The organism is Amorphus coralli DSM 19760 (assembly GCF_000374525.1).
GTDB classification, from domain to species: Bacteria; Pseudomonadota; Alphaproteobacteria; order Rhizobiales; family Amorphaceae; genus Amorphus; species Amorphus coralli.
Genome location: NZ_KB894574.1, coordinates 1 through 26,793, shown reverse-complemented (window position 1 = coordinate 26,793; position 26,793 = coordinate 1). Strand labels below are relative to the sequence as shown.

Genomic DNA, 26,793 nt, shown 5'->3' with positions numbered 1-26,793 from the left:
GCTCAGCCTCCTCGCGACGCTGCGCGGGACATCAGCACTTCGCGCGCCTCGGCAAGCAGCTCGTCCGCCGCGGCGCCGAGCGGGTCCTCACCAGCGCCCAGCCCGCCGGGCATGCGCGCCGCGACCTCGGCGATGGCAGCCTCCGCCACCTCGCGCGTCTCCGGATCGTCCAGGAGCCCTCCGAGAAGCGCATCGAGATCGAGGCCGGAGGCCGGGTCGCCCCTGGCGGCAGAGGCGGGAGCGCGCAAGCCGCGCACATCGAGCTTTTCCAGCCAGATGTCGGGATGGATGCGGTGGCAGGCGGCCTGGATTTCGTCGACGAAGCGGCCCCGATCGGCCACCAGCTCGCGGCGCAGTTCCGTCTCGCCGGCAAGGTCCAGTCGCAGGGCCAGGAGCCGGCCGCCGGCCGCCTCGGCGGCCTGCTCAACAACCGGCTGCACGGCGGCGAGCACGTCGGAGAGCGAGGCCGCGTCGGTCACGTCCACGGCGGCGGACGTCCAGCGTGCCTCGTCCACCAGCAGCCGGTCGATGGAGGCGACGCGTCCATCCTCGACGGAGACAACGACGGCCCCCTTCTCGCCGATCTCGCGGATGGAGCGGCCCTGGATGTTGCCGGGAAAGACGATGGCAGGGTCGCGGGACACGATTTCGAAGGCATGGACGTGGCCCAGCGCCCAGTAGTCGTAGCCGCGGTTGGCCAGCTCCTCCGGTGAGCAGGGCGCATAGGGGGCGTGTGGCGGGCGGCCGGTGAGGGAGGTGTGAAGGACGCCGATGTTGAACCAGCCCGGCTCCGGGGCGGGATAGGCGGCGGCGAGATTGTCGCTGGCGGCGCGGTCGGCAAAGCCCTGGCCGTGAAGGGCCACGCGCAGATCGTCGAGCCGGAAGGTGGCCGGCTTGCGGGTGGGAAACTCGCGCACGCTCTCCGGCAGGGTGATGGCCCGGGTCACGACACTCTCGGCGTCGTGGTTGCCCTTTAGGAGGAAGACCGGGATGCCGGCCCGGTCGAGCCGGGCAACCTCGCGGTTGAAGAACAGGCCGATGGTGCTGTCCTTCCATTCGCCGTCATAGACATCGCCGGCGATGACGACGAACGCGACCTTCTCCTCGATGGCCTTCTCCACGAGATTGGAAAAAGCGGTCCGGGTCGCCCGGGCGAACCGGTCGGCGATCTCGGCATCCTTGACCGCCAGTCCGCGGAACGGCGTTCCCAGATGCAGGTCGGCGGCATGGAGGAACTTGAAGGACGGCACCGGGCGCTCTCGATCGCGGGCTCAGGTCGGGGGCGGGAATCGCCCCGCAGGATCAGGCGAACCGGCGCCGATGCCAAGGAAAAGCTGTCCCGACCGGGATGACCGGTCAGAGAAGCAGCATCCTCAGCGGCATCCAGATTCCCATGAGGATCATCATCAGGTTCTCCGTCAGCGACACGAAGCCCAGGGGCACGTTGCTGCCGCCGCCGACGCAGGCGCACTTCAGCTCGCGCCTGTCGATATAGACCGCCTTGAAGACGGAGACCGCGCCGACGGTGCCGATGAACAGCGCGACCGGTGCGGCAATCCACATCAGCGCTCCGGCGATCATCAGGATGCCGGCAACGGCCTCTCCGTAGGGATAGAGATAGCTGTAGCCGACCCAGCGGCTGGCCAGGAGATCGTAGTTCAGGAACATGGTGGAGAAGCTCTCCACGTCCTGCAGCTTCTGGATGGCGAGCAGGCACATGGAGATGGCAACGAACCATTCGAGCGCCCGAATGGTCAAGACGGTGTCGAAGGCCGCCCAGCTCACCGCCAGCCCCATCAGGAAGGCGACGGCGAAGATGGCGACCACCGGCCGGTAGCTGGTCTCGTCTTCGTCGGGAACGTCCTCGCCGAAATATTCGCGCAGCTCGTCGTACCCGCCGATCCGCTCACCGTCGATGAAAGTCTGCGGCGTCGTCTCGACGCCGTGTTCCTCCATGAAACGATCGGTCTCCTGGCGTGTGGTCAGCCAGTTGTCGTCGATGGAGAAGCCGCTGCGCTCAAGCAGGTCCTTGGACTTGAGGCCGAACGGGCAGAGGTGGTCCTCCATCACCATCCGGTAGAGGGAAGCAGTCTTGCTGCCGGATACGGCTGAACTTGCCATGGGTCACTCCCTCGGCATTGGTGCGTTTCTGGATGCGCGCGCCGTCAGCGGCCGTCGATCTCGGGCGTCGCCTCGGGGCCGCCCTCCAGATCGGCGATCAGCGCTTCCATCTCTGCGATCTCGCGCCTCTGGGCCTCGATGATCTCGTCGGCGAGATGGCGCACGCGCGGATCGTCGATGTTGGCGCGCTCGCTGGTCAGGATCGCGATGGAGTGGTGGGGGATCATCGCCCGCATGTAGGACACGTCGCCAACCGTCGCCTGGCTGCGCACCAGAAAGAGGGCGCCGGCGAAGACGATCACCGCGCCAATGACGATGGCCGTGTTGGCCGTCCGGTTGGAATACATGCCCAGCATGAAGGCGAGCATGATGACCGCCATCGTTGCGCCCATGTAGAGGGCCGCGTAGGCCCGCGTCTCGCTGAAGAAGACGTGGTCGATGGCGTAGGTGTTGAGATACATGAGGCCGAACATCACGACGGTCGACGTCGCGATCATCGCCAGGAATCGCACATAGGACATCGAATTCTCCTGCTGATCGGGATCCTCAGGGAAGAATCACGCACGTGGCGGCAAAAGTTCCGAGATCGCCTAGCGTACCGCCTGGTCCTGGGCGGTGATCTCGGCCTGGACCGTGCGCTGTTCCTCGGGCCACGTGCTCTTGATGTAGGCGAGGATGTCGCGGATCTCGGCGTCGGAGTAGGTGTCGCCGAAGCCGGGCATGTTGCTCTGGTAGCCGTCGTCGACGACCGCGGCGGTACCCTTCTTGGTGATCTCGAACAGGAGCCGGTCGCTGTGGTGCCAGGTGTGTCCGGTCTCGTCGTGAGGCGGAGCGGGGTATCGCCCGTCCGGACCGGGCTCGCGCCAGTTGGCGGCACCTTCGAGGTTCGCGCCGTGGCAGGAGGCACAGGCCTCGGCGTAGAGACGCTCGCCGCGCGCAAGATCGGCCGGGCCGGCAGGCGGTCCTTCGTCGGGCGCGAAGGAAACCCATGCGGCGGCGGCGATGCCCGCGATCGCGAGCACGGCCGCCGAACCGATGAGCATGCGCCCCCTCACAGTTTCACCGTGCGCAGGCGCAGCGCGTTGCCGATCACCGAGACCGAAGACAGGCTCATGGCCAGTGCCGCGATGATGGGCGACAGGAGGACCCCGAACAGCGGGAACAGGATGCCGGCCGCGATGGGCACGCCCGCGGTGTTGTAGGCGAAGGCGAAGAACAGATTCTGCCTGATGTTCGCCATCGTCGCCCGGGCCAGCTTGCGGGCGCGGACAATGCCGCCCAGGTCGCCCTTCACCAGGGTGATGCCGGCGCTTTCCACCGCAACGTCGGCACCGGTTCCCATGGCGATGCCGACGTCGGCCGCCGCGAGAGCAGGCGCATCGTTGACGCCGTCGCCCGCCATGGCGACCGACAGGCCCTGGGCGCGCAGTTCCTCGATCAGGGCGCCCTTGCCTTCCGGGCTGACTTCGGCGCGGACGTCGTCGATCCCCAGCTCGCGGGCGACGGCTTGCGCCGTGCGGGCGCTATCGCCGGTGGCCATGACGATGCGCATGCCCGCCTCGTGCAGGGCGCGGATCGCCTCCGGGGTCGTTTCCTTTACCCGGTCGGCGACCGCGATCAGGCCGGCCGGCGCGCCGTCGACGGAGACGTACATGGCCGTCTTGCCCTCGCCTTGCAGGCCTTCCGCGGTCTCCTTCAGGCCGGCAATGTCCGCCCCTTCCTCCGCCATCATGGCACCGTTGCCGAGCGCCACGCGGCGGCCGTCGACGATGCCGCGCACGCCCTTGCCGGTGATGGCCTCGAAGTCGGCCGCATCGCGGCGCTCGACGTCGGTGGCCCCCTCGACGATCGCTTCGGCCAGGGGATGCTCCGAGCCGCGCTCCAGGGCGGCCGCGGCAGACAGGAGCCAGTCGCGCTCGATGCCGTCGGCCGGGACCGCGTCGGTCAGGGTGGGCTTGCCCTGGGTCAGGGTTCCGGTCTTGTCGACCACCAGCACGTCGACCTTGGCGAAGCGTTCCAGGGCTTCCGCGTCGCGGATCAGCACGCCGGCCTGGGCGCCGCGGCCGGTGGCGACCATGATCGACATGGGCGTCGCCAGACCCAGGGCGCAGGGGCAGGCGATGATCAGCACCGAAACGGCGGCCACGACGGCGTAGCCGATGGCCGGTGCCGGGCCGAACACCATCCACACGAGAAAGGCGATAACGGCGATGGCCACCACGGTCGGCACGAAATAGCTGGCGACGCGATCCGCCAGGCCCTGGATGGGCGCGCGGCTACGCTGGGCCTTGGCCACCATGTCGACGATGCGCGACAGGGTGGTCTCGGCGCCGACAGCCTCGGCCCGCATGATGAACCCGCCGGTCTTGTTCAGGGTGCCGCCGGTGACGGCGTCGCCCTCGGCCTTCTCGACCGGGACCGGCTCGCCGGTGATCATGCTTTCGTCGACGGAGGAGTGGCCTTCCACCACCACGCCGTCCACCGGTACTGCCTCGCCCGGACGCACGCGCAGCCGGTCGCCGGTCGCTACCTCGTCCACGGGCACGTCGGCCTCGCCGTCGTCGGTGACGCGGCGCGCGGTCTTCGGGGCGAGATCCATCAGGGCGCGGATCGCGTCGCCGGTCTTCTCGCGGGCCGAAAGCTCCATGATCTGGCCAATCAGGACCAGCACCAGGATGACGGCGGCCGCCTCGAAGTAGACTGGCGGCAGGCCGTTCGGCCCCAGGAGCGCAGCCGGGAAGATGCCGGGTGCGACGAGCCCCACCAGGCTGAACAGATAGGCCGCGCCGGTGCCCAGCATGATCAGCGTCCACATGTTGGGAGCGCGGTTCACGATCGAGGCCCAGCCGCGCTTGAAGAAGGGCCATGCGCTGATCACCACCGGCGTCGCCAGGGCGAACTGGATCCAGACAAACAGGTGCGGTCCGAACCAGTCGGCGAAGGGGATGCCGATGTGGTCGCCCATTTCCAAGATGAAGACGGCGGCCGCGAGCGGCGCCATGAAGCGGAGGCGACGGCGGAAATCGACGAGTTCGGGGTTCGGGCCGGCATCGGCCGAGGGCGTCATCGGCTCCAGCGCCATGCCGCAGAGCGGGCAGTCGCCGGGTTCGTCGCGAACGATCTCGGGATGCATGGGGCAGGTGTACTGGGTCCCCTCCGGCATTGGTTCCGGCTCAGGACGGTCGCCGAGATAGGCAGACGGATCGGCCTGGAACTTCGCCCGGCAGCGCTCCGAGCAGAAATAGAAGCGCTCGCCGCCGTGGTTCGCCGTATGCGCGGCGGTGGACCGGTCGACGCGCATGCCGCAGACCGGATCGGTGGCCGTGAGATAGGCGTGCGGGTCGGCCCGGAACTTCTGCCGGCAGCCTTCGGAGCAGAAATGGACCGTGTGGCCGTCATGTTCGACGGTCGGCTTGCCGGCGCCGGGATCGACGGTCATGCCGCAGACCGGGTCGCGAACGACCTCCGCGTCGGCGGTGTCGTGGGTATGGGTGGTGTCGCTCATCGTTCGAGCCCCCGTTGTGGCAGTCTCAGGACGATCACCCAGATGGGGCTTCCAGCAACTGGAAGGTCAAGGGCCCGACCGCTATCTTTCTTATAGACGATCGTGCGCAGCGGCTTTCAGCGGAGGCAGGCATGAATATCGGCGAGGCATCGGCGGCCAGCGGGCTGCCGGCGAAAACCATCCGCTACTACGAGGATATCGGCCTGGTGCGGCCGGGCCGCGGCGACAACGGCTACCGGGATTTCGTCGAAAGCGACGTGCACAAGCTGGTGTTCGTGGCGCGATCGCGCTCGCTCGGGTTCACGGTGGAGGAATGCCGCCACCTCTTGTCGCTCTACGAGGATCGCGGGCGGGCGAGCGCCGACGTCAAGGCGATGGCGCGCGAGCACCTGGCGCGGATCGACCGCAAGATCGCCGACCTGGAAGGCCTGCGGGCGACGCTCGGCGCCCTCGTCGAGCGCTGCCACGGTGACGACCGGCCGGACTGTCCGATCCTGGAACGCCTGTCGGGCGGCCCGGCTGCCTGAGCCTCCGCCGGGCTCACCACTCTTGCGAGAAGCTCGCGAAGATCGTTCTGGATGGCGTCGACGACGTCAGATCGTCCACCGAGGCGGCAATCGAGAAGCCATCGGCGATGGCCTGTTCGGCCCGCAGGCTGGTCCGCCATTCGCCGTCGTCGCGCGAGCGGTGGTTCTGGGCGACAAAGGCGGTGCCGGTGGGCTCGAAGTCGAAGCGGACGGCGTTGACCGCCTCCCACTCCGGCGCGACCGCGTCGTCCTCGTGGGTGAGGGTGTAGGTGTCTTCCAGGCTGGCGGAGACGACCTTGCCCAGCGTCCAGGTCTTGCTGCCGGAAAAGCTGAGAGAGCGCTCGCGGGTGTCGGGGTTCACCTGGACGCGGATGGTCGTCGTGTCCCAGCCAAGCTCGCTTGCCTTGCTGGGCAGGGTGACGACGCCCCAGATCGTTCCGGACGGATCGCCGGGCGCGCGGGCCCGGCCGGACGCGGGCGACCGGCGTGCCGCCACCTCGAAGCCCACCGTCGTTCCGATGGCGGGCAGCCACCACATTGGCGATTCGGTACCGACGCTCAGGTCGTAGTTGCGCTCTGCGTCACTGGTGACGGTGACGGACAGCGGCTGGTCGGTGTCAGCGACGGCGGTGCCGGCCACGGCCAGCGGCGCGACGAGGGCGCTGGCCAGAACGGCTGTTTTCAGGACGAACGGGGCCATCACGAGACGGAATCCGATTCATTCAGGAGCGGCGCCTCTTCCGCTCCGGGACTGACGAACTTGATTATCGGATTGTTGTTGGGTGAACCCTTAGCATGCCCCGCCGGGGGCGCCGAAGAGCAAGTTTTTGGCAGCGACCAGCCCCGCGCATTGAGCGCTCAATGCGCAGCCGGATCAGCGCCTTGGCGTCAACCGGCCCCAGGCTGCGGAATACGGCTGCCTGCCGAGGTGGCAGTTGGGGCGGGCTTTCCCGTCAGGGTGGCCGGTTTGCCGAAAATTCAGGCAGGGCAGCGGGCCGGCGGCGTCAGTAGTCGCGCTCGAAGAACAGGCCGATGCTGGAATCGCCGTCGGACCCGACCGCGCCACGGGCGGTGAGGTCCGGGGTGATGTCGAGGTTCACGGTGCCCTTGGTGGTGCCCTCCGCGCCCGCCTGAACGCCGAGATAGATGTTGTCCTCGATGTAGCGGCCGGCCTGGACGGCGGCGTTGCCCTCGCTGTCGGTGACCACGTCGAGCTCGTCGAGGCCGGTGGCCTGGCGAAGGTTCTGCAGAAGCGAGTTATTGCCGCCGCCCGCGAGCTCGGCCGCGGCCGCGGCGAGCTGGGCGATCTGGAAGGCCGACAGCTCGCTCAGGCTGCGTTTGAAAATGAGCTGGGCCAGCACTTCATCCTGCGGCAGTTCGGGCTGCGAGGAAAAGGTGATGTTGAGGTCGGACACGCGGCCGGAGACGGTCACGGTCACCGTGATGTCCTGGCCCTGGGAGGTCGCGGTGAAGTCGACGAACGGGTCGAAGTCGCCGATCAGGGTGACGCGGCCCTGGGTGAAGGTGATGCGTTGGCCGATGATCTGAAGGTGACCGCGGATCAGCTCGAAGCCGCCGATGGGCTGGATGTCGTTGACCGGGCCGGTGACCCGCAGGTTGCCACCGAGTTCCGCATCCAGGCCGCGGCCGCGGATGAAGATCTGGTTCGGCGCGCTGATGGTGATGTCGAGGCGCGCCACGCTCGGCCGCGAGGCCGGAACCGGGGTGCCACCGATCATCCGGGCGCGCTTCAGGGTTGTGACGACGGCGGCCGGCGGATCGACGTGGATCACGTCGATGACCGGCGCGCCCCCACCGAAATTCTCCGGAATCGAGATCTCGGCGCGGTCGATGCGGATCTCGCCGGCGATCAGCGGATCGCGGGTGAGCTGACCGGTGATCGACAGGTCGCCGTCGACCGTGGCCGCCACCATCTCCTCGTCCCGGTAGCGGGCGTTGTCGAGCACGATGCGGATATCCGCCGGGAAGCCGCTGGCGGGCGCGATGCCGATGGTGCCGGAGGCGCGGAGCTCGCCGCCGTCGGCGAAGCCGGCGCGGGCGCTGGTCAGGGTCACGCGGTCGCCGTCGATCCGGCCGGCGAGCGCAACGCCGGTGAGGCGCACGTTGGTGTCGGGGTCGATCACCTGGACGTTGGCGGTGGAGAAGGAGCCGTTGATGACCGGGCTCGCCAGCTGGCCGCCGACATTGGCGTCGAAGGTGAGGGTGCCGGCAACCTGGGTGCCGCGCTCGGCCAGCTGTCGGTTGGCAAGCGCCAGCGGGACGCTGCCGCGGACCTGGAGATTCATGCCGGCGCCGGAGAGCGGCAGGCGTCCCTGGGCGGAAATGGCGAGGCCCTGCGGGCCGGCGACCTGGGAGCTCGACAGGCTGAGAACCTGGTCGGCGTAGCTGCCCTGGACGGCGAGCGTCAGCGGGGCGGCGCCAAACTCCACCAGCGGCGCAGCGCTCAGGCCGTTGCCGTTGATGGCGAAGGTGGCGTCCGGGTTGGCGAGCGGACCGGTGACCTTCGCGCTGGCGGTCACGGTGCCGGCGAGGTCCTGGCCCTGCGCCACGGCGTTCAGGCTGGCCAGCGGGAACCGGTCGAGGTTGATGTCGAGATCGAGCTTGCCGTCGCCCAGCGGCACGCCGCCGTTGGCCGTCGCGCGGAAACCGTCCGGGCTGGTGACCGTCGCATCGATCTGGAGCCGGTTGGTGGTCGAGGTGCCACGCGCAACCACGTCGAGCGAGCTGATGCCGGCCTGGCCGAGGGCGGCGGCCCTGAGTGCGCTGCCGGTGACATCGAAGCGGATGTTCGGATTGTCCCGGGTGCCGGAAACCGACGCCGTTCCGTCCACCGTTCCGCCCAGCGCCAGGTCCGGCTTGATGGCGTTGGCGATGGCCAGAGGCAGCTGCGCGATGCTGACGTTCAGATCCAGGGTCTCGGCGATCTTGCCGGACGCCTTCACTTCCCCGCCACCGACGGCAAGGTCGAGATCGTCGATGGTGATGGTGTCGCCGGCGAGGAGCAGCGAGGCGGGTCTGCGCAGCCGGGCGGCGAGATCGCCCTGAACGAGGTCGGCGCGGTCGAGCACGAGGCGGAACCCGCCCGCTTCCGGCTGGAGGCTGCCGGCGGTGTCGATGGTGGTGCCGATGGACAGCGCTGCATTGGCGGAAAAGTCGGTTCGCTCGCCCTGGGTGTTGGCACGCGCCGCAAGCGTGGTCACCTCGTAGCCGGCGGCGACAATACCCTGGCCGTCGACGGTACCATCAACGGCCGGTACGCCGAACAGATCCTCGATGCTGGCCTTCACGTCGGCGGCTGCGACCTGCACGCCGTCGAGCACGATGTCGCGGATGCGGGCATCGACGGTGGCGTTCTGCTCGGTCTCGGTATGGGACAGCGCGATGTCGGCATTGGCCGAGCCGCTGGCCTCCATCAGGAACAGCGAGGCGGCGAGGGTGATGTCCGGCGCCTCCAGCTTGACGGTGCCGTCAAGAAGTCCCGCCCCGTTCTGGGTGATGTCGCCGGTGAGCGTCGTGCCGGTCGTGGTAAACTTGAGGCCGGTGAGGCGCCTGATTTCACCAGCCAGCGCGATGTCGCTTTTCAGCGCCACGCGATGACCGTCCAGGAAGGCGCTGCCGTCCACCGAGCCCGTCAGGTCGCTGTCGCGCAAGGTGCCCTCGAAGCTGAGAGCGGCGTCGGCCAGACGGCGGTCCTGCAGGGTGCCGTTCGGCACCTCGGCCTTCACGGCGAGCTCGATGACCCCGTCGGTGCCCTTGGCGGTGCCGCCCGCCGTCAGGCGCCCGGATGCTTCGTCGGTGACCAGACCGAGGTCGGCAAGCATCAGGTCGAAGCGGAAGTCGGCGGCGCCGGTGGAGAACGTTCCGTCCGCGGTCAGCTCGACATCGTCGTTGCCGAGGCGAAGCGACCTGGCGGTGAGTCCCGCCTCGCCACGGGCGACGCCACCGGTGATACGGGTCTCCTGGGAAAAGAGCTGGTCGGCCGGCTGCATATCGAGCTGCAGTCCGCGCGCGCTGCCATCGAGGGCGAGGTCGAAGGCGCCGGAGGCCGGCCGGATCTCGCCCTTCGCGGTCAGGTTCAAGGCGCCGGCGAGATCGCGCTCGGCCAGTTGGGAGAAGGGCGCGATGGAGGAGGCGACGAGCGCGATGGTGCCGTTGAAGGCGCCGTCATCGATCGCCCCTGCCACGTTCGCGGACAGGCCGTTGCCCGCCAGTTGGGCCCGGGCCAGCGTGATCGGCTGACCGGCCGCCCAGGCGCCGTTGAGGTCGAGGGTGATGGCGTTGCCCAGTGCCTCGGCAACCTCCGGTCGGTCCGAGGTGATGCCGGTGATGTCACCATCCACACCGAAGGTGACGCGCCGGGCAGCCGGCTGATCGAGGTTCTGGGCCAGCCCGCCGAGAATGAAGGAGATGGTCTCCGCGGAGACGGTCTCCGTCGCCAGCCCGTTGATCTCGATCTGGCCGTTCCAGTCCTCGCGGCCGGTCTCACCAAAGGACACCTGTATGCGCCCGTCGCGGATGATGGTGCCGGCGGCGCCCGGCAGGGCGACCTGGTTGTCGGTGGGGTCGGCCAGCCGGCCATCCACGGCGAGGCGGCGCAGGAAGCCGTCGGTCGTGGTCTCGGCGGATGCGGTGAGGTTCAGCCGCTGGCTGTCGACGTCGAAGGTCTCGATGGCAAAGGAGCCATCGTCGCGCGAGACACCCTTGAGCGTCACGACGCTACGGTCGCCGAAGATCTCCCGGTGCGCCGGCGCGATCAACTCGCCGACCGAGCCTTGCAGGGTGGCATCGAACCCGAGGCCGCCGTCCTCGCCGCGAAGCTGGACCGTGCCGTCGACGAGACGCTTGCCGTCCGCATCGAGGCTCATGGCGACGTCGAGATTGTCGACAGGGCCCTCGCCCTTGATCTCCAGGTTGATCGGCGGCTTGCCCTCCATATCGAGGAGGTTGGCAACGACGCCGTTCTCCGGCTCGGAGAGCGTGAGGTCGAGCGCAAGGGCGCGGGTGGCGTTGGAGAAGCTTGCCTTCAGCGAGAGCTCGCCGCCTGGACCGTCGAGCCGCTTGACGGCGAGGTCCGTGTCCAGCGCACCCGAGGCAAGCTCGAGATTGCCGGTGAGGGCCAGCTCGGACTCGAGGCCAAAGACGCCCTGTCCGAACTGCATCTGCGGCACGTCAAGCTCGCGCAGGATGATGGCGACAGGCAGCTCGGGAAGCTGGAAAGGCGTGGCTTCCGGAGAGGGCAGGCTCTCGTCCGGCAGCGGGTTGCGCGGCATCTCGATGCGGTCGGCCGACAGCTTGTCGATGGATAGCCGGCCCCTGACGAGGGCCAGCCGGTTCCAGACGATCGATGCGTTCTCGATCGTCAGCCAGACGCCGTCGCGGTCGGCGACCGTGATGCGGGCGATAGTGGCGTTGGAGGAGAGCGCGCCCTGGATGCCGTTCAGGCGGATCTGACGATTGGGCGCGGACAGCTGGTTCTGGATGAAGCGCGTCAGCGCGGAGCGATCCGCATCCTCGTCGCTCTGGGCGAGCGCCGGGAGACTGAAGAGAACCAGAAGAAGGGCGAGGAGAAGACGGGTCAAAACGCTTGTCCTATCCCGACATAGAAGGCGACGTCCGGATCACCATCCACCTTTTCGAGCGGGACCGCCACGTCGAGGCGGATCGGCCCGAGGCTGGTGAAATAGCGCAGGCCGCCGCCGACACCGATCTTCACGTCCTGGTCGAAATCGGGCGTGGAGTCCGCGCCGACCAGGCCGGCGTCCACGAAGGCGACGGCGCCGATGGTCTCGGTGAAGCGGCCGCGCACCTCGAAGGAGCCTTCAAGCAGCGACTTGCCACCAACCACCTCGTTGCCGACATCGACGCCGATCGACCGGTATGAATAGCCGCGCACGGAGCCGCCGCCACCGGCGAAAAAGAGAATGTCCGGCGGGAGCTCGGAGATGGAGGCCCCGGCGACGCTGCCGATCAGGGCGCGGCCGGCCAGAACCAGACGGTCGTTGCCGGCCACCGCGTAGTAGGAGCGCCCTTCGGCAGTGAAGCGGGCGGCCGTGTTCTCGTAGTTGAATTCGTAGAACGGCATCGCGGTCACATCGACATAGTGGCCGCGGGTAGCATTCACCGGGTTGTCGCGGTTGTCGAAGGTGAGGGCGCCGAGCAGTCCGCCGGTGGTGAAGTCGCGGGTGCCGTAGACGTCGTCCTCGAACCGGTTGTGGCTTCCCGTCAGATAGCCCTTGGCGGTCAGCGATTTGCCGAACAGGCGGGTAAAGCCGGCCTGACCGTTCACACCGGTCTTGGTGTAGGCGTCGAGAACCTCGCGCTCGAAGAAGCCGGAGGCGGAGAAGTTGGTGTCGGGGGTGCCGACGCCGGGCTTGGTGAAGGTGGCACCGGCCTTGTAGGTGAAGTCCTCCGGATTGGCGTTGTTCTCGAAGTCGGCCATCCGGCCTTCGATGCGGAGCTGTTCAGCGCGGCCGAAGAGGTTGCGGTGCAGCCAGTAAGCCTCCAGCCCGATGCCATCGATGGTGGAATAGGTGCCGCCGACACCGATGCGGCGAAGCTTGCGTTCCTGCACGACCACCGTCATCGGCAGGTCGCCGTCGGGGCCGATCTCGTCGGCCTCCTCGATGCGCATGGCATTGAACACGCCGAGCCTGGCAAGCCGGTCGCTGCCGCGCTTCACGGTATCCGGATCGAATTCCTCACCCTCGGGCAGGTCGGCCATGTAGGCGACGAAGCCCGGCTTCATCCGCTTGGTGCCCCGAACCGACGTCTTGCCGAAATAGGCTTTCCGGCCGGGCTCGATCTGCAGGTCCGCGTCAACGGTTTCGTTGGGGTGATTGGCGGTGACGCGGCGCGGACCGGCCTTCGCCTTGGCGTAGCCCTGCTGGCGCCACGCCCGGACCTCCAGCTGCTCGGCCCTGATGATCGTGCCGGAGCGTGCCGGTTCCCCGTGAGCGAAGCCGATCGATTCCGGCTCGGGCACCACGTCCTTGCGGTTGGTGGCGGGCGGGGCCCGGTTGGCAATCCGCGTCTGGTCGAAGAGGAAGAGCGGGCCCGGATTGACGGTGACGCGGACGTCCGCCTCCGCCGATAGCGTCGCGTCGGGCGGAATGTCGGCGGCCTGTCGGCCGTCCACCGTGATGGAGACGGTGCCGCCATATCGCGCCGCGGCATAGAGCGAGTAGACGATGCCCTTGTAATCGCCGCGCGCCTTGGCCAGCAGGCCGGCGGCGCCAGAGGCCGGGCGCTTGCGATCCTGCCACAAACGCGACGCGTTCCTGAGGGTCTTTTCCAGGTCGGAGTTGTCGCCGGTGACTTCGAAAGTCACGGTGTAGGGCTGCGGCGTGCCGATGATCACGGCCTCGTCGGCCTTCTTGCCCTCAAAGAAGGTGCGGCCGAACAGCTCGAACGCCGCCGCAGGCGCGGCTGACGCCGGCAACATCAGCGCGGCGACCCCAAGGGCTGCCAGGGAGCGGCGTGCGCTGCGACCGCTCAAGATTGTGGCTCGCGATTTCGGCAGACCATCTCGCGCCTTGTACTCAATGCCTTCCCCCGGTCCGGAGCTTTGTTCCATGAGAGGGGGCGGGCATTCAAGCGAGGAGGGCGCGCAGGGTTATCAGTTCGTGACGATTCCGTCCGAGGCTTGCCGAAAGGCGACACTCCCGATCCGGGGGAGGGCGCCAGGGGCGCACGGATGGCAAGCGGGAACCGCGCCAGTGCTCCGCCTGCAGATTGCTGTATGATGCTCACGATATCGTGAACGCCGGTGGCCGGGCAGGGCCGCTCTCTGTTAACGGTCCGACCTTTGCCGCACCGCGGTTCCAGCCGTGATCGGAAGCCCACCTCGCGTCCGTCTGCCATGCAGATGCGGACCTAGCCTCGCGCAAGCATCAACCGCTAACGTCTCGTGATCCGATCGGTGGTGGGTCCATCGGATTTGCGGTCCAACCGGCCGCATCGATCCGAAGTCCGGACCAGGCCGTATTGGCTTCCGTTGCGCCGGCTGGCGCGCGCGATTGTCGGTCCGAGGCAGAATGCACCCACTTAATTTCACATCTTTCGACTGGACGCCTGCGGGGGAGCTGACCGGCACCTACGCGCCGTGGCTCGTCGCGCTGTCGGTGGGTATCGCGATCCTTGCCGCGTATGTGGGCTTCAGCCAGATCGAGTTTTCCCGGACCTCGGGCCGCGCCACGGTCGGCCATCTGTGGCGCATCGTCGGGGCGGTGGCGCTGGGCGTCGGCGTCTGGACCATGCATTTCATCGGGATGCTGGCCTTCGAGCTGCCGGTGCCCGTCGCCTACCGGCTGGACGGAACGATTATTTCGGCAGTGCCAGCGATGGTGACTGCCTATGTGACGCTGCTGATCCTGGATCGAGAAACCCTGTCCAGGTGGTTGATCGTGCTCGGCGGGGTCGTCATGGGCGTCGGCATCTGCGCGATGCATTATATCGGCATGGCGGCGATGGTCGCGCCGATGACAATGCTCTACCGGCCTATCGTGTTCGCAGGATCCATCCTCGTCGCGATGGTGGCGGCGACGCTGGCGCTTGCCGCCCATGCCCATCTCAGGCAGTCGGCCCTGCGTCCGTGGCACGTGGCGGCCATCAGCGCCGTGCTGATGGGCCTGACCATCTCCTCGATGCACTATCTCGGCATGGCCGCAGCCGTGTACCTGCCGGAATTCCACGACGTGGACGTCGTGACCCCGATCCTCTCCGGCGGCGCCCTCGGCATCACCGTGACGCTCGCCGCGATCGGCGTCCTCACCGTGGCGATGGTCTCGATCGAGCTCAGCCAGCGTGTCGAGCAGGCCGCCCGCGAGGCCGCGCAATCCCAGCAGAAGGTCCGTGAACTGGACAAGCAATTGCGGTCCATCGCGTCGCGCCTGCCGGGGATGATCTACCGGTTCACAAGGCGTCCCGACGGAAGCTATGCGTTCCCCTTCGCCAGCGCAGCGATGCGGGACATCTACGGCTACGATCCGGAGGATCTGCTGGACGATGCATCTCCCGCGTTCGAGGCCATCCATCCCGACGATCTGCCGGCCGTGCAGGATTCCATCAACCGCTCCGCGGAAACCGGTGAGGCCTGGCAACAGCGCTATCGGGTGCGACTGCGCGACGGCCGACTGCTCTGGCTGTTCGGCAACGCGATGCCGCGTTTCGAGGAGGATGGAACGATCCACTGGGACGGCTTCATCATGGATGTGTCCTCCGAGATGCGGGCGGAGGAAACGATCCGGAGGCTGGCCTATACCGACAGCCTGACGGGTCTCCCCAACCGGACCACCTTCACCGCGAAGCTCCGGGACCGCCTGTTGAAGGGGGAGCGCGGGGCGGTGCTGTTCCTCGACCTGGACCGGTTTAAGGTGGTGAACGACCTGCGCGGCCATACCGCCGGCGACGAGTTGCTGAAGGCGGTGGCCCTGAACCTGAAAATGGCAGTCCGGGAGCAGGATCTCGTGGCGCGCATCGGCGGCGACGAATTCGTGGTCGCCATTGCGCAGACCGAGGGCAGCGAACCCGGCGCGATCGCGGCCCTGCAGGTCCTGGCCAGCCGGCTTCTGACAGCGGCCGCCCGCGCCGCCTCTACCGTCCACGGGTCGCGGCTGGCCCGCAGCGCCAGCATCGGCGTCTGCCTCTACCGTCCCGGCGACGGGCTCGACGAGGGCGAGATCCTGAAACGCGCCGACATCGCCATGTACCGGGCCAAGGACGCCGGGGGCAACACGATCCGGTTCTTCGATGCCGAGATGGGGCGCACCATGGAGGCGCGTTATCTCCTCGAACAGGAGCTGGCCGGCGCCGTCGAGCGCAACGAATTGGCCGTCTATCTCCAGCGCCAGGTCGACGCCGAGGGAACCCTGGTGGGCGCAGAGGCACTGCTGAGGTGGCTGCATCCGCGCATGGGGATGATCTCGCCCGCGACCTTCATCCCGATGGCGGAGGAAACCGGCCAGATCGTCGCGCTTGGAGACTGGGTGCTGCAATCCGTCTGCGAGACCTTGCGGACCTGGCAGCAGGATCCGTTCCTCTCCACCATTCCGATCGCGGTGAATGTCAGCCCGCGCCAGTTCTTCGGCGACGATTTCGTCGAGCGGGTGGTGCGGACGGTGGATGCGGCGGGGATCGACCCGTCTCTGGTCAAGCTGGAGATCACCGAAAGCCTGATCATGGAGGACCTGGACGATGCCAGGGGGCGGGTTCAGGCGCTGCAGGATCGCGGCATCCGCCTGTCCATCGACGATTTCGGCACTGGCTATTCCTCGCTGTCCTACCTGGCCAATCTCGCCTTCGACGAACTGAAGATCGATCGCTCCTTCACGCAGCGGCTGTGTTTGCCCGACAGAGAACGCGAGCATCTGGTGGTGGACATGATCATCGAGCTCGGTCACCGGCTCGGCATCCAGGTGTGTGCGGAGGGGGTGGAGACCGTCGAGCAACTGGCCGAGCTGAAGCGGTGCGGCTGTGACTGCTACCAGGGCTTCTATTTCGAGAAGCCCGTCCCCGTCTCGGCGTTCTGCACCGACCGGGTCGGTGAGGTTGCCTCCATCGCCTCATGAGGGCTCGGACGCCGCGGTGCAAGCGGCAAGGGCTCGGGCATCAGGCCGCGGCCGGGTGCGGGATCCGGCGGTTTTCCCGGCCGTTCATCCGGGCTAGCCTGAACCCGGCTGGGGGGAGGGCAATCCGTGACGACAACACTGTCCGCGCTTGGGTTCGCGCTGATCCCGCTCGCAGCCGGCTTCATCGGTGCGCTCATCGCCGTGGTCCGGCCGCCGGGGCCGAAGCTCACGAGCGCCGTTCAGCATTTCGCCGCCGGTGTCGTGTTCGCCGCCGCAGCCGGTGAGATTCTCCCCGACATTCTGGAGCAGGGCGGCATCGTGCCGACGCTGATCGGCGGACTGGCCGGCATCGTCGCCATGCTTGCGCTGGCCAGGCTGGAGGACCTTGCCGAAGGGCCGGTCGGCCTCCTGGCGACCGTGGGGATCGATCTTCTGATCGACGGGCTGGTGCTCGGGATCGCGTTTGCAGCCGGTTCGACCGCCGGGATACTTCTCGCCGCCGCGCTCACCCTTGAAGTCCTGTTCCTGAGCGTCAGCACCGCGATCGGTCTGGCCGCGCGCGTGCGCTCCGCCGCGCGGGTGGTGGTCATGACGGCTGGGGTCGTCCTGCTCCTGCCGCTCGGCGTGCTGATGGCCGCGCCCGTGGAATACGCCTCCGAGCCCGTGAAGACGGGGCTCTTCGCCTTCGGGCTCGTGGCATTGCTCTATCTCGTCACCGAGGAGTTGCTGGTCGAGGCGCACGAACAGGTCGAGGACACGCCCTGGATCACAGCGCTGTTCTTTCTGGGCTTCCTGGTGCTTCTCGTGCTTCAGGAAGCCGTCGGTTGAGGGGGCGGTCCGGACCGAGGCGGGCAGATGGCTCCCGTCCTGAGAGGTTCAAGATGGGCGAGCGGTGATTGGCCACGCTCCGAAATGGGCTATGGGAAACCGGATGCGATCCGTTCAGCGAGATTCGTCAATGAATCGACCGACGGGCTGGCCCTGATGGCGGCGGTGGCCGGGTGCATCCCTTGCCGCGTCGAGAAGGAACCTGGCGCTGCAGCCGGGCTCTCCGAGGCCAATCGGACCCCATGGGCTCGCCTCCCGTTCGATGCGGTGGCTCGATGAGCCGGGACGTGCAGCCGGGGCTTCTGACGGGGCTCTGCTACGCGGCCATGATGTGCCTGGCGATCGGGATCAATCTTCTCCCGGTCTTTCTCACGAGCATCGATGCCAGTTTCGGTGGCGGTGACGCGCTGGGCCAGGAGGAGCTGGGACGGTTGGGCGCGGCGGCATTTGCCGGTTTGGTGGCGGGAATCCTGATGACCGGGACGCTGGCCGATCGGTTCGGGGCCAAGCCGTTCGTCCTGCTCGCCAACGTCCTGACCGTCGTGGGACTGGTTGGGATGGCGTCGTCGCCGACGTTTTCGGTGCTGTTGATCATGGTATTCGTGGTCGGGCTCGGCGCGGGAATGCTCGACATGATCCTGAGCCCGGTGGTGGCGGCCCTGAATCCGGAGCGGCGCATCGCAGCCATGAACTGGCTGCACTCGTTTTATCCCGTCGGCGCCGTGGTGACGATCTTAATAGGCACGACGGCGCTAGCCTTCGGTATCGGCTGGCGCATGGTGTGCGCGGTGGTCGTGATCCTGCCGCTCGGACTGGTCCTGGCGTTCCTGCCGATGCGCTTTCCGCGCATGGTCACCGACAGGGGCCGTACGCCGATGACAGCCCTGTTTGCGACGCCCTGGTTCCTGGTGGCGCTGGCCGTGATCTTCCTGGGGGGAGCGACCGAGCTTGGCATGGCGCAGTGGTTGCCGGCTTATGCAGAGACGGCGCTGGGGTTCTCTCCGACCTTGGCAGGCGTCGGGCTGCTGCTTTTTTCGATTGCCATGGCGCTGGGGCGCATGGTCGTCGGCATGCTGGAAGGCCGGGCAAACGCCTATGCCGTCCTGATCGTCGGCGGCGCGCTTTCGGTCCTGTTGTTTCTCCTGGGAGCGTTCCTGGGCAATCCCTACTGGGCCCTCGCGGCATGTGTTGCGGCCGGGTTCACCGGCAGCAGTCTCTGGCCCACCATGCTCGCCGTGGCGGCGGATCGTTACCCGGATGGCGGCGCCAGCATGTTCGCCGTGCTGGCGGCGTTCGGCAACGCCGGTGGGATCCTCATGCCGTGGGTCATCGGCGCCGTGGGTGATGCCCACGACCTGCACTGGGGGCTGGCGACGTCGGCAATCGCCCCCTTCCTCATGCTGCCGATGGTCTGGCTGCTGTTTCGCCGAGGGGCGCGTCCTTCGACCTCATCTGGTGGGTAAGTTGAATCTCCCGGCCAGCTTCCGGGCCAGCCTGGCGCCGCTGTGCAGGGCCCCCTCCATGTAGCCGGTGAACAGGAGGCTGGTGTACTCGCCGGCGAAGAACAGACGGTTTTCGAAGCCCGCTTCGAGGTTGGGATAGATGGACGTAACCTCTCCCACGGCTGGGCAGCTGTAGCCGCACTGCGTCCACTTCTCGTTCGGCCAGCCCATGAACATGGTTCGCTCCACGTGGGCGGAATAGCCGGGGTAGATCGCTTCCAGATAGGCCTTCATTTCTTCGTCGCGGGACGCCGGTTCGAAATCGAGGCAATCCTGTGCCGCCTGTCCGCCGGAGAAGACGCTCAGACAGGCGGGCTGCTCGACCGTCCCGCCCTGTCCGTCGGTCCCTTCCCAGGTCTCGCCGACAGGAGTGTCGGTCAACGAGTTGGGCTGGACACCGCTCTGCCGCCAGAACGGTCGGGAGACGCGGGAGAGATATTTGACGGCCGGACCGGTGGTCGGCTGGACACCTGCGGGCAGAACCGGATCCGTCTCGAACGTCTCCCAGGCGCTCGGCGGAACGGTCAGGACCACCGCATCTCCCTCGACCGTCTGCCCGTCAGCCCGATCCACGGCAGCGCCGGAACCGGTGAGGCGAATACGGGCGACGGGTGCCCCCAGATGAACGCGGTCCTGGCCGATCGCCTCGGCGAGTTTGAAGGCCAGTGTCTGGTTTCCACCGATACAGCGGTAAACCTCCGAATCCAGCCAGAACCGTTCATGGCCACCGCCGGCAATGGCTGAAATCGCTCCCAGATAGCTGTCCCGCTCCGGCCACGACGCGTTGTCGTTGGCCAGAAGGGTCAGCGCGGCATGCCGTGCGGCGTCGTCCACCGGCCATGACGCGAAGGCGCTCGCCACGCTGGTGCTGTCCAAGCGGGCGGCGTTCGGCGTTTTCCAGGGCGCGTCGAGGGTCACCGTCCGGGCGTCGGCGTTCATGCGGTCCAAGGTCTGCTGAAGGCGATCCCACAGCGACACGAGATCCGCGCCTTCATAGCGCCTTCCGTTCAGGAGGATGGGTGCAGCCTCTTCCTCAAGCTCGGTGACGTCCCGGAATTCCAGCCCGAAAAGCTCGCTGTAGGCCATCCAGTTCGGGTGATTGGACCCGATCAGCTCCGCGCCGCCTTCGACCACGCGTCCCTCGATGAAACCGTCCAGCGACAGGACACGGCCGCCGACGCGGTTGCGGGCTTCAAGCACGGTAACCCGGGCGCCGGCCTGGAGAAGCTGAAAGGCGCAACTCAGTCCGGCGAATCCCGCGCCGATGACGATGACATGCGGCGCGGCACCGGCGGCCCTGGCAAGCGGGCCCGCGACCATCAATCCGCTGCTCGCCAGCGCCCCTTTCAGGAACTGGCGCCGGCTGGGCCCACTGGGGGCCGCGCCGACCCGCCGGGCGATGCTGCCCAGAAGGCCCGGCCTCATCGACCTGCCTCCGGAAGGGTCGACAGCCAATCCACCGCATCCTGAAGGGAGGGGAAGACCCCCGATGCCTGCGCGGCGATCTCCGGAGTTGCCGGCAGCAGATCGGGAATGAGGGCCACGGACATGCCGGCAGCGCGGGCGGCCAGGACGCCGCTGTGGGCATCCTCGAAGACAAGACAGGCCGCCGGCGGATGCGCCAGGACCTCCGCGACCCTGAGAAAGGTCTCGGGATCGGGCTTGCCGCGGCTGATCTGATCGCCGCCCACCACGACGGCGAACCGGTCGAGCATGGCGTGGCGCTTCAGGCGATCGCGGGCTTCATCCGTCCTGGTCGAGGTGCCGATGCCGCAGGGTACATTTCTCCGCGCCGCCCAGTCGAGAGCCGCGTGCACCCCGGGCTTGAGCGGAATGCCCTCGGCTTCGACAATGGCCTCGTATCGGGTTCGGGCATCGTCGCGAAACCGATCCAGCGGGAATTGGTCCCCGAACGTCTGAACCAGACGTTTCTCGCAGTCGGCAATGGTGATGCCGATCAGGGTCATGAAGATCTCGTCGGTCAGATCGAATCCCAGCTCCGAGGCGGCCGCCGCCCACGATCGCTTGTAGACCCCCTCGGTATCCAGAAGCAGTCCGTCCATGTCGAAGATGAGTGCTTCGGGCTGCTGCTTCATGATTGCGTCTCCGCGGTGAACCCGCCGAATTCCGGAGCTTCGTCCGGTTCGATGTCGTGAAAGATGTCCACCTCGGGATCGGCGAAGAAATTGTCCGTCTCCTCGTCGCACCATGTGCTGACCTCGCCGATGAGCGTATCGGGAGCGGAGGGGGCGAACTCGTGCCAGATCCCGGGCACGAGGGTAATGCGCTCGCCGGGGTTCAGAACGAATGCCTCGCCGCACGCGATGGTGCGCTCCTGCCCGTTGATCTGAACGCGAACCGACCCGGCGGCGGACTGCTTCAACGGGTTTTCGGCCCAGAGGGTCATCCGCAGACGGCCGGATCGGCAGACGATGTCTTCCTTCTTCTTTCCGTGCGTATGGGTGGGCGTGACCATGTCCGGCCGGGCGTACATGATCTTCTCGCAATACTCCGGCTCGTTCGCGAGCAACACTTCGACCAGCCCGGCGGACTGGTAGTCGCCGAGACCGAAATCGGTCGCGGCCCATTGTGGATCGGGCGGCAGCGCCCAGTTCATCCGCTGGAAGCATGCGGCCGCCTCGCGGCACAGCAAATTGACCTCGCTCTGCTTCATGTCAATTTGCTCCCTTGTCCGCTTTCAGCTGCTTCAGAGCCTGTTTCGCGGACACGCCGTCATGCAGGATTGCCTGCAGCGACCGCGTCATGGCCGCCGGATTGTCGTGCTGGATCACGTTGCGGCCGTAGATCAGTCCGGCCACGCCCTGAGCCACCAGGCGTTCGGTATGCTCCAGGACCTCCAGGTCCGACGCCTTGCTGCCGCCCCGGACGGTGACGGGAACGCCCGAGGCCGCTTCGACCACGAGATGGAAGTCTTCCTCGGGTTCGGTGGAATCGGTCTTTATGATGTCGGCACCCAGCTCGGCCGCCATGCGGGCCAGGGTGGTCACGCGTTCAGGGGAGTCATCGCCGACATAGCCGGCATTTGTCTTCTTGAAGGACAGGGGCTCGATGCCCAGCGGCATGCCGAAGCGGTCGCAGTCGTTCTTCACACGAAGAACGTTCTCGACGCACTGGTTCAGCATTTCGGGATGGCCGTCGATGTCGAGGAGGTTGAGCAGGATGCAGGCGGCATCCAGGCGCAGAGCGATCTCCACCGCATTGTCGAAAACGCGGCAATGCAGGTGCGAGGCGGGCAACTCGTTGTTGTAGAAATTGGCGGGATCGACCCGCAGCATCAATCCGGGCTTGGACCGGCCTGGCAGGCGTTGAAGGTGCGGGGCCTCCCCGACGGACAGCAGGACACCATCCGCTCCTGCATCGGCGACCGTCCCGACAATTTTCGGCATGTCCTCAATGCCCGGAAGAAAGGCCGTGTTGTTGAACAGCGCGTGGTCAATCGCGACGATCAGGCTTCTCTGTGAGGCCGGATTGAAGAGCCTCTGTAGACGAAATTTTTCCATTTTGTTCTCCGATTTTCCAAAAAATTCCGCGAATATTTGAAAAGCGTCGAATCCATAATGATAATCTTCATCTACTTTGTGAAGTTACATAAGTGTAATTGTTCCTGTAAGCGAGTTCGACAGTGTAGGCGTGTGGGGCGGTGATGTTCTTCTGCCTCCCGACTTCCGGTCCGGCAGGCCGATCCAAGAGGGTGGCTGGCCTCGTCGCGCGGCCGGGCGGCTGCACGACCGTCGATCTGCCGCGCAGGTCAAATGGACGAGACAAGCGCCCTCGGGGCGCGGTTCCCTGCGCCGGTCACGCGGTCGCTGTCAGGACGCGATCGGGCCAGCCAGTGGGCAACCGGAGGTTCGGGTCGACGGCGATGTCAATGACATCAGCAATGTCGGGAGGGTGCTGTGGAGGCTGTGGTGCCGGTTGAGGGACTCGAACCCCCGACCTTCGGTTTACAAAACCGCTGCTCTACCAGCTGAGCTAAACCGGCAGCACGGCTGGCTTCGGAGCCAGCGCGGATCGACCGGTCGCAACCGGTCAACCGGCAAGGCTCCTAGCACAGGCAAGCCGGGAATGCACGATGCAGAAACGGGGGTGCCGATGCTGCCGTCGCGTTTCTGCACAAGCCGCGATGAGGGGGGCGCTGTCTGGCCGCCGTGAGGCTCCGCGAAACCGTCAGTCGAGAAGCCGGCTTCCGGCGTATAGCGCCAGCACGCAGGCGTTGGAGACGTTGAGCGACTTGATCGGCCCGGGCACGTCGAGGCGGACAGTGTGGTCGCAGGCCGCCTTCACGCCGGGCCGCACGCCCTTGCCCTCGGCGCCCAGGACGAGGGCAAGCTTGGTGGCCCGCGGTGCTTCCTCGATGGGCGCGTCGCCATCGGAATCCAGCGCCAGCCGCAGGAAGCCGTCTTCGCCGAGGCTTTCCAGCGTGCGCGCCAGGTTGACCACCGTCAGCACCTTCAGCATGTCCAGTGCGCCGGACGCGGCCTTTGCCATGACGCCGCTTTCCACCGGGCTGTGACGGGTGGTGGTGATCACCGCGTCGGCGCCCAGCGCTGTGGCGGAGCGCAGGATGGCGCCGACATTGTGCGGATCGGTGATCTGGTCGAGAAGCACGACCAGCCTCGCCTCGCCGAGATCCTTCAGGTCGCCCGGCGGCAGCGGATCGGTTTCAAGCGCCACGCCCTGGTGCACGGCGTCCTGGCCGACGATCCGCGAAAGGGCACGGGGATCGAGAATCTCCGCGTCGGAGACCGGTGCGCCGACCTGTTCTTCCAGACGGGAGAGCGCGTTGCGGGTAACGAGCAGCCTGCGCCGGACGCGCGCCGGGTTGGCCAGCGCGGCCGCCACCGTGTGAAAGCCGTAGAGCCAGACCGGGCCCGTCGGCTCGCGGGACCCGGAGCGGGGCGGGTAGGCGCGGTTCGGCTTCTTGCTCATGCGGGCTCGACCGGTTCGGGGGTGAATGGGCGGCTTTTTGCCGCGCGCCCCGCAGGGCGGACCTTCCGTTATCGGCTCTGCCGGCAGGTCGCAAGCGGCGACGGCCGGCGGCCCCGGCTGGGGATGGTTGGGGAGAGTGACTTGCGGCCGTTGACAGGGGCGGACGGCATCGCCATAACACCGCCCTCGACGGTCATCGCACCGTCATCGACGCCCGGCCGGTTCCGGCAGGTGGCGTTTCCCGTGGAGGGGTGCCCGAGTGGTTAAAGGGGGCGGACTGTAAATCCGCTGGCTTAGCCTACGTTGGTTCGAATCCAACCCCCTCCACCACCCTTCGCGCCAAGGCGCTATGGGTGGCTCTGCCAGGCGTAGCGCCTTGGCGCGAAGGGTGTCGCCCGAAGCTCGCTTGCGAGCGTAGGGGGACCGGATCTACCAGCTTCCTTCCTCTCTCCTTGCGGTTGCTACTTCGCTTCCTGTTTGCTCGAACGGGCTTGGCCAAGGCGTTTCTTTACGCAATAGCGCCGGCATTGTTGGCGTATGATGCCGCTAAAGGATCCTTACGCGACACTGGCCATTCGTGTTGTCGGGCTTGAACGAACCCATGGCGCCACAGAGCCATCGGAGGAGCGGATGTTCTACGTCTATCTTCTCAGAAGCGAACGCGACCCCCGGCAGCGCTATGTCGGTTACACCGGCGATCTCAAGCGCAGGATCGGCGTCCACAACGATGGTGGATCGCCGCACACGGCGAAATACAAGCCTTGGACATTGGTCGCCTACCAAGCCTTCTCCGAAAAAGATAAGGCGCAGGCCTTCGAGAGATATCTGAAGACAGGTTCCGGTCAGGCGTTCGCGAACAAGCGGCTCTGGTAGAGTGCTGTCATGCCCGTCAGATCCCTTCGGGCACGCCATCTGAACGGTGCATGCGCGCGAGTTCGGTCCTTTAACCGCAAAGCCGGATGGCGAACCGGTTGCCCCTTCGCCGGTTTCTGCTCTCGGTTACACCATTCGGGGACGTAAAACCGGTCCCCACTTGTTCTGCCCCTTCTTCAGCGCTCGCTCCACACGGCCAGCACGTTGCCGGCGGGATCGGTGAAGTGGAAGCGCCGGCCACCGGGGAACGCAAAGATCTCCCGCACGATGCGGCCACCGGCCGCCTCGACGGCTGCCTGCGTCGCCTCCAGATCGTCGGAATAGAGCACCGGCAGCGGCTTCGGCGGTTCGCTGTCCGGGTTCCCGTCGAAGCCGCCGTCCAGGCCTTCGTCGAAGGCCGAGTAGGACGGGCCATAATCGGTGAAACTCCAGCCAAACGCGCCAGCGTAGAAGGACTTGACCAGGTCGATGGTGCCGTGGCCGGCGGGCAGTTCCAGATAGTCGAGCTTACCGGTCTCGCGCATGGCGGCCTCCCGTTTGTTCCTTATATGTTCTAGTCCGGTCCCTGCAATTCCGCAAGCCGGCCGGGAAAGGCGATCTCGCGGATTGTAGTGCGCGCCGAGATTCGCTATCTGAGCCGCACGGAACGGGCGGGTGTAGCTCAATGGTAGAGCAGCAGCCTTCCAAGCTGACGACGAGGGTTCGATTCCCTTCACCCGCTCCACTCCCCACGCGGCGCCTCTCGAATTCTGGCGAGGCCGCGCCGATCTTGACGAGACGGCCGCTACAGGGCACGCGTTTCGCGACAGTTTCATTCCCGAGTTCAGAGAAGAAGCAGGGGCATCGCCGATGGCGAAGGAAAAGTTTTCGCGCAACAAGCCGCACGTGAACATTGGCACGATTGGCCACGTTGACCACGGCAAGACGTCGCTGACGGCGGCGATCACGAAGGTTCTGGCGGAAGCCGGCGGCGCGACGTTCAAGGCGTACGACCAGATCGACGCTGCGCCGGAAGAGAAGGCGCGCGGCATCACGATCTCGACGGCGCACGTGGAGTACGAGACGGAGAACCGTCACTACGCGCACGTCGACTGCCCCGGCCACGCCGACTACGTGAAGAACATGATCACGGGCGCGGCGCAGATGGACGGCGCGATCCTGGTGTGTTCGGCGGCCGACGGCCCGATGCCGCAGACCCGCGAGCACATCCTGCTTGCGCGCCAGGTTGGCGTTCCGGCGATCGTGGTCTTCCTGAACAAGTGCGACATGGTCGACGACGAGGAGCTGCTGGAGCTTGTCGAGCTCGAGGTTCGCGAGCTGCTGTCGTCCTACGACTTCCCCGGCGACGACATTCCGATCGTGAAGGGGTCGGCGCTGGTGGCGCTTGAGAATGGCGATGCCAAGCTCGGCCACGACGCGATCCTGGAGCTGATGAAGGAAGTCGACGCCTACATCCCGACGCCTGAGCGTCCGGTCGACGGCGCGTTCCTGATGCCGATCGAGGACGTGTTCTCGATCTCCGGCCGCGGCACGGTTGTGACCGGTCGCGTCGAGCGTGGCATCGTGAAGGTGGGCGAGGAAGTCGAGATCGTCGGCATCACGGACACCAAGAAGACGACGGTGACCGGCGTGGAGATGTTCCGCAAGCTGCTGGACCAGGGCCAGGCTGGCGACAACATCGGCGCGCTTCTGCGCGGCATCGACCGCGAGAACGTCGAGCGCGGCCAGGTGCTGTGCAAGCCGGGCTCGGTGACGCCGCACCGCAAGTTCAAGGCTGAGGCTTACATCCTGACGAAGGAAGAGGGTGGCCGCCACACGCCGTTCTTCACGAACTACCGGCCGCAGTTCTACTTCCGCACGACGGACGTGACGGGCGTGGTGACGCTTCCGGACGGCACCGA

20 protein-coding genes and 3 tRNA genes are annotated in these 26,793 nt (G+C 66.9%); 8 read left to right on the top strand and 15 right to left on the bottom strand.

The features are described 5' to 3' along the window. Positions 1 to 2 precede the first annotated feature (2 nt). From C507_RS0113205 to C507_RS0113185, 5 genes are all read right to left on the bottom strand, one after another. Positions 3 to 1,250: a metallophosphoesterase family protein gene (locus C507_RS0113205; protein WP_018700180.1), complete on the bottom strand. Its 1,248-nt coding sequence runs from the start codon at positions 1,248 to 1,250 to the stop codon at positions 3 to 5. A 106-nt stretch (positions 1,251 to 1,356) separates the two neighbouring features. Further along, entirely contained in the window at positions 1,357 to 2,121 is a 765-nt protein-coding gene (locus C507_RS0113200; RefSeq protein WP_026319068.1) for a MauE/DoxX family redox-associated membrane protein, read from the bottom strand. 44 nt (positions 2,122 to 2,165) lie between these two features. Beyond that, the gene (locus C507_RS0113195) at positions 2,166 to 2,642 is read right to left on the bottom strand and encodes a DUF305 domain-containing protein (protein ID WP_018700178.1); all 477 of its coding nucleotides are present in this window, start codon (positions 2,640 to 2,642) and stop codon (positions 2,166 to 2,168) included. Positions 2,643 to 2,711: 69 nt separating this feature from the next. Further along, on the bottom strand, positions 2,712 to 3,164 hold the full coding sequence (locus tag C507_RS0113190) for a c-type cytochrome (protein WP_018700177.1): 453 nt from the start codon (positions 3,162 to 3,164) through the stop codon (positions 2,712 to 2,714). Positions 3,165 to 3,172: 8 nt separating this feature from the next. Next, positions 3,173 to 5,626 carry a heavy metal translocating P-type ATPase gene (locus C507_RS0113185; protein ID WP_018700176.1) on the bottom strand — a complete coding sequence of 818 codons (2,454 nt, stop codon included), beginning with the start codon at positions 5,624 to 5,626 and terminating at the stop codon, positions 3,173 to 3,175. Positions 5,627 to 5,757: 131 nt separating this feature from the next. On the opposite strand from C507_RS0113185, the gene cueR reads away from it, so the two are divergent. Next, positions 5,758 to 6,153, top strand: a complete 396-nt coding sequence (cueR, locus tag C507_RS0113180; RefSeq protein WP_018700175.1) for a Cu(I)-responsive transcriptional regulator — start codon at positions 5,758 to 5,760, stop codon at positions 6,151 to 6,153. Positions 6,154 to 6,166: 13 nt separating this feature from the next. Here the strand turns inward: cueR and C507_RS0113175 are convergent, their stop codons facing one another. From C507_RS0113175 to C507_RS0113165, 3 genes are all read right to left on the bottom strand, one after another. Further along, positions 6,167 to 6,853 (bottom strand): hypothetical protein, encoded by a 687-nt coding sequence (locus C507_RS0113175; RefSeq protein WP_018700174.1) that lies wholly within the window; start codon positions 6,851 to 6,853, stop codon positions 6,167 to 6,169. Between the two features lie 304 nt (positions 6,854 to 7,157). Further along, positions 7,158 to 11,753 carry a translocation/assembly module TamB domain-containing protein gene (locus C507_RS0113170; RefSeq protein ID WP_018700173.1) on the bottom strand — a complete coding sequence of 1,532 codons (4,596 nt, stop codon included), beginning with the start codon at positions 11,751 to 11,753 and terminating at the stop codon, positions 7,158 to 7,160. Next, positions 11,750 to 13,615 carry an autotransporter assembly complex protein TamA gene (locus C507_RS0113165; RefSeq protein WP_051089777.1) on the bottom strand — a complete coding sequence of 622 codons (1,866 nt, stop codon included), beginning with the start codon at positions 13,613 to 13,615 and terminating at the stop codon, positions 11,750 to 11,752. The genes C507_RS0113170 and C507_RS0113165 overlap by 4 nt, the downstream gene beginning before the upstream one ends. A gap of 592 nt (positions 13,616 to 14,207) precedes the next feature. On the opposite strand from C507_RS0113165, the gene C507_RS21310 reads away from it, so the two are divergent. The 3 genes from C507_RS21310 (at position 14,208) to C507_RS0113150 (ending at position 19,030) form a co-directional block, all read left to right on the top strand. Beyond that, entirely contained in the window at positions 14,208 to 16,739 is a 2,532-nt protein-coding gene (locus C507_RS21310) for an EAL domain-containing protein (protein WP_018700171.1), read from the top strand. Between the two features lie 126 nt (positions 16,740 to 16,865). Further along, on the top strand, positions 16,866 to 17,567 hold the full coding sequence (locus C507_RS0113155) for a ZIP family metal transporter (protein ID WP_018700170.1): 702 nt from the start codon (positions 16,866 to 16,868) through the stop codon (positions 17,565 to 17,567). 275 nt (positions 17,568 to 17,842) lie between these two features. Then, positions 17,843 to 19,030 carry an MFS transporter gene (locus C507_RS0113150; protein ID WP_018700169.1) on the top strand — a complete coding sequence of 396 codons (1,188 nt, stop codon included), beginning with the start codon at positions 17,843 to 17,845 and terminating at the stop codon, positions 19,028 to 19,030. On the opposite strand, the gene C507_RS0113145 is transcribed toward C507_RS0113150, so the two are convergent. The 6 genes from C507_RS0113145 to C507_RS0113120 all read right to left on the bottom strand — a co-directional run bounded on the left by C507_RS0113145 (position 19,016) and on the right by C507_RS0113120 (position 24,019). Continuing rightward, entirely contained in the window at positions 19,016 to 20,389 is a 1,374-nt protein-coding gene (locus C507_RS0113145) for a flavin monoamine oxidase family protein (RefSeq protein ID WP_026319065.1), read from the bottom strand. The two genes, C507_RS0113150 and C507_RS0113145, sit on opposite strands and share 15 nt — an antisense overlap. A 101-nt stretch (positions 20,390 to 20,490) precedes the next feature. Further along, positions 20,491 to 21,165: an HAD family hydrolase gene (locus C507_RS21305; RefSeq protein WP_018700167.1), complete on the bottom strand. Its 675-nt coding sequence runs from the start codon at positions 21,163 to 21,165 to the stop codon at positions 20,491 to 20,493. Continuing rightward, positions 21,162 to 21,743: a D-lyxose/D-mannose family sugar isomerase gene (locus C507_RS0113135; protein WP_018700166.1), complete on the bottom strand. Its 582-nt coding sequence runs from the start codon at positions 21,741 to 21,743 to the stop codon at positions 21,162 to 21,164. Before C507_RS0113135 ends, C507_RS21305 begins: the two co-directional genes overlap by 4 nt. Before the next feature lies 1 nt (position 21,744). Beyond that, the gene (locus tag C507_RS0113130; protein ID WP_018700165.1) at positions 21,745 to 22,590 is read right to left on the bottom strand and encodes a class I fructose-bisphosphate aldolase; all 846 of its coding nucleotides are present in this window, start codon (positions 22,588 to 22,590) and stop codon (positions 21,745 to 21,747) included. 406 nt (positions 22,591 to 22,996) lie between these two features. Further along, positions 22,997 to 23,072 (bottom strand) — tRNA-Thr (locus C507_RS0113125). Positions 23,073 to 23,257: 185 nt separating this feature from the next. Then, positions 23,258 to 24,019: a TrmH family RNA methyltransferase gene (locus C507_RS0113120; protein WP_018700164.1), complete on the bottom strand. Its 762-nt coding sequence runs from the start codon at positions 24,017 to 24,019 to the stop codon at positions 23,258 to 23,260. A gap of 245 nt (positions 24,020 to 24,264) precedes the next feature. Here C507_RS0113120 and C507_RS0113115 point away from each other — a divergent pair. Then, positions 24,265 to 24,349 (top strand) — tRNA-Tyr (locus tag C507_RS0113115). A gap of 300 nt (positions 24,350 to 24,649) precedes the next feature. Beyond that, complete coding sequence (locus C507_RS0113110) at positions 24,650 to 24,892, top strand: GIY-YIG nuclease family protein (protein ID WP_018700163.1); 243 nt, start codon at positions 24,650 to 24,652, stop codon at positions 24,890 to 24,892. 176 nt (positions 24,893 to 25,068) lie between these two features. Here the strand turns inward: C507_RS0113110 and C507_RS0113105 are convergent, their stop codons facing one another. Then, a complete protein-coding gene (locus C507_RS0113105; protein WP_018700162.1) occupies positions 25,069 to 25,416 on the bottom strand; it encodes a VOC family protein in 348 nt (115 codons plus the stop codon). A gap of 126 nt (positions 25,417 to 25,542) precedes the next feature. Between C507_RS0113105 and C507_RS0113100 the strand changes: the two genes are divergently transcribed. Together C507_RS0113100 and tuf are read left to right on the top strand one after the other, a co-directional pair. Continuing rightward, positions 25,543 to 25,616 (top strand) — tRNA-Gly (locus C507_RS0113100). A gap of 125 nt (positions 25,617 to 25,741) precedes the next feature. After that, positions 25,742 to 26,793, top strand: a 1,052-nt coding sequence (tuf, locus tag C507_RS0113095; RefSeq protein ID WP_018700161.1) for an elongation factor Tu, incomplete at its 3' end; no start/stop codon positions are given.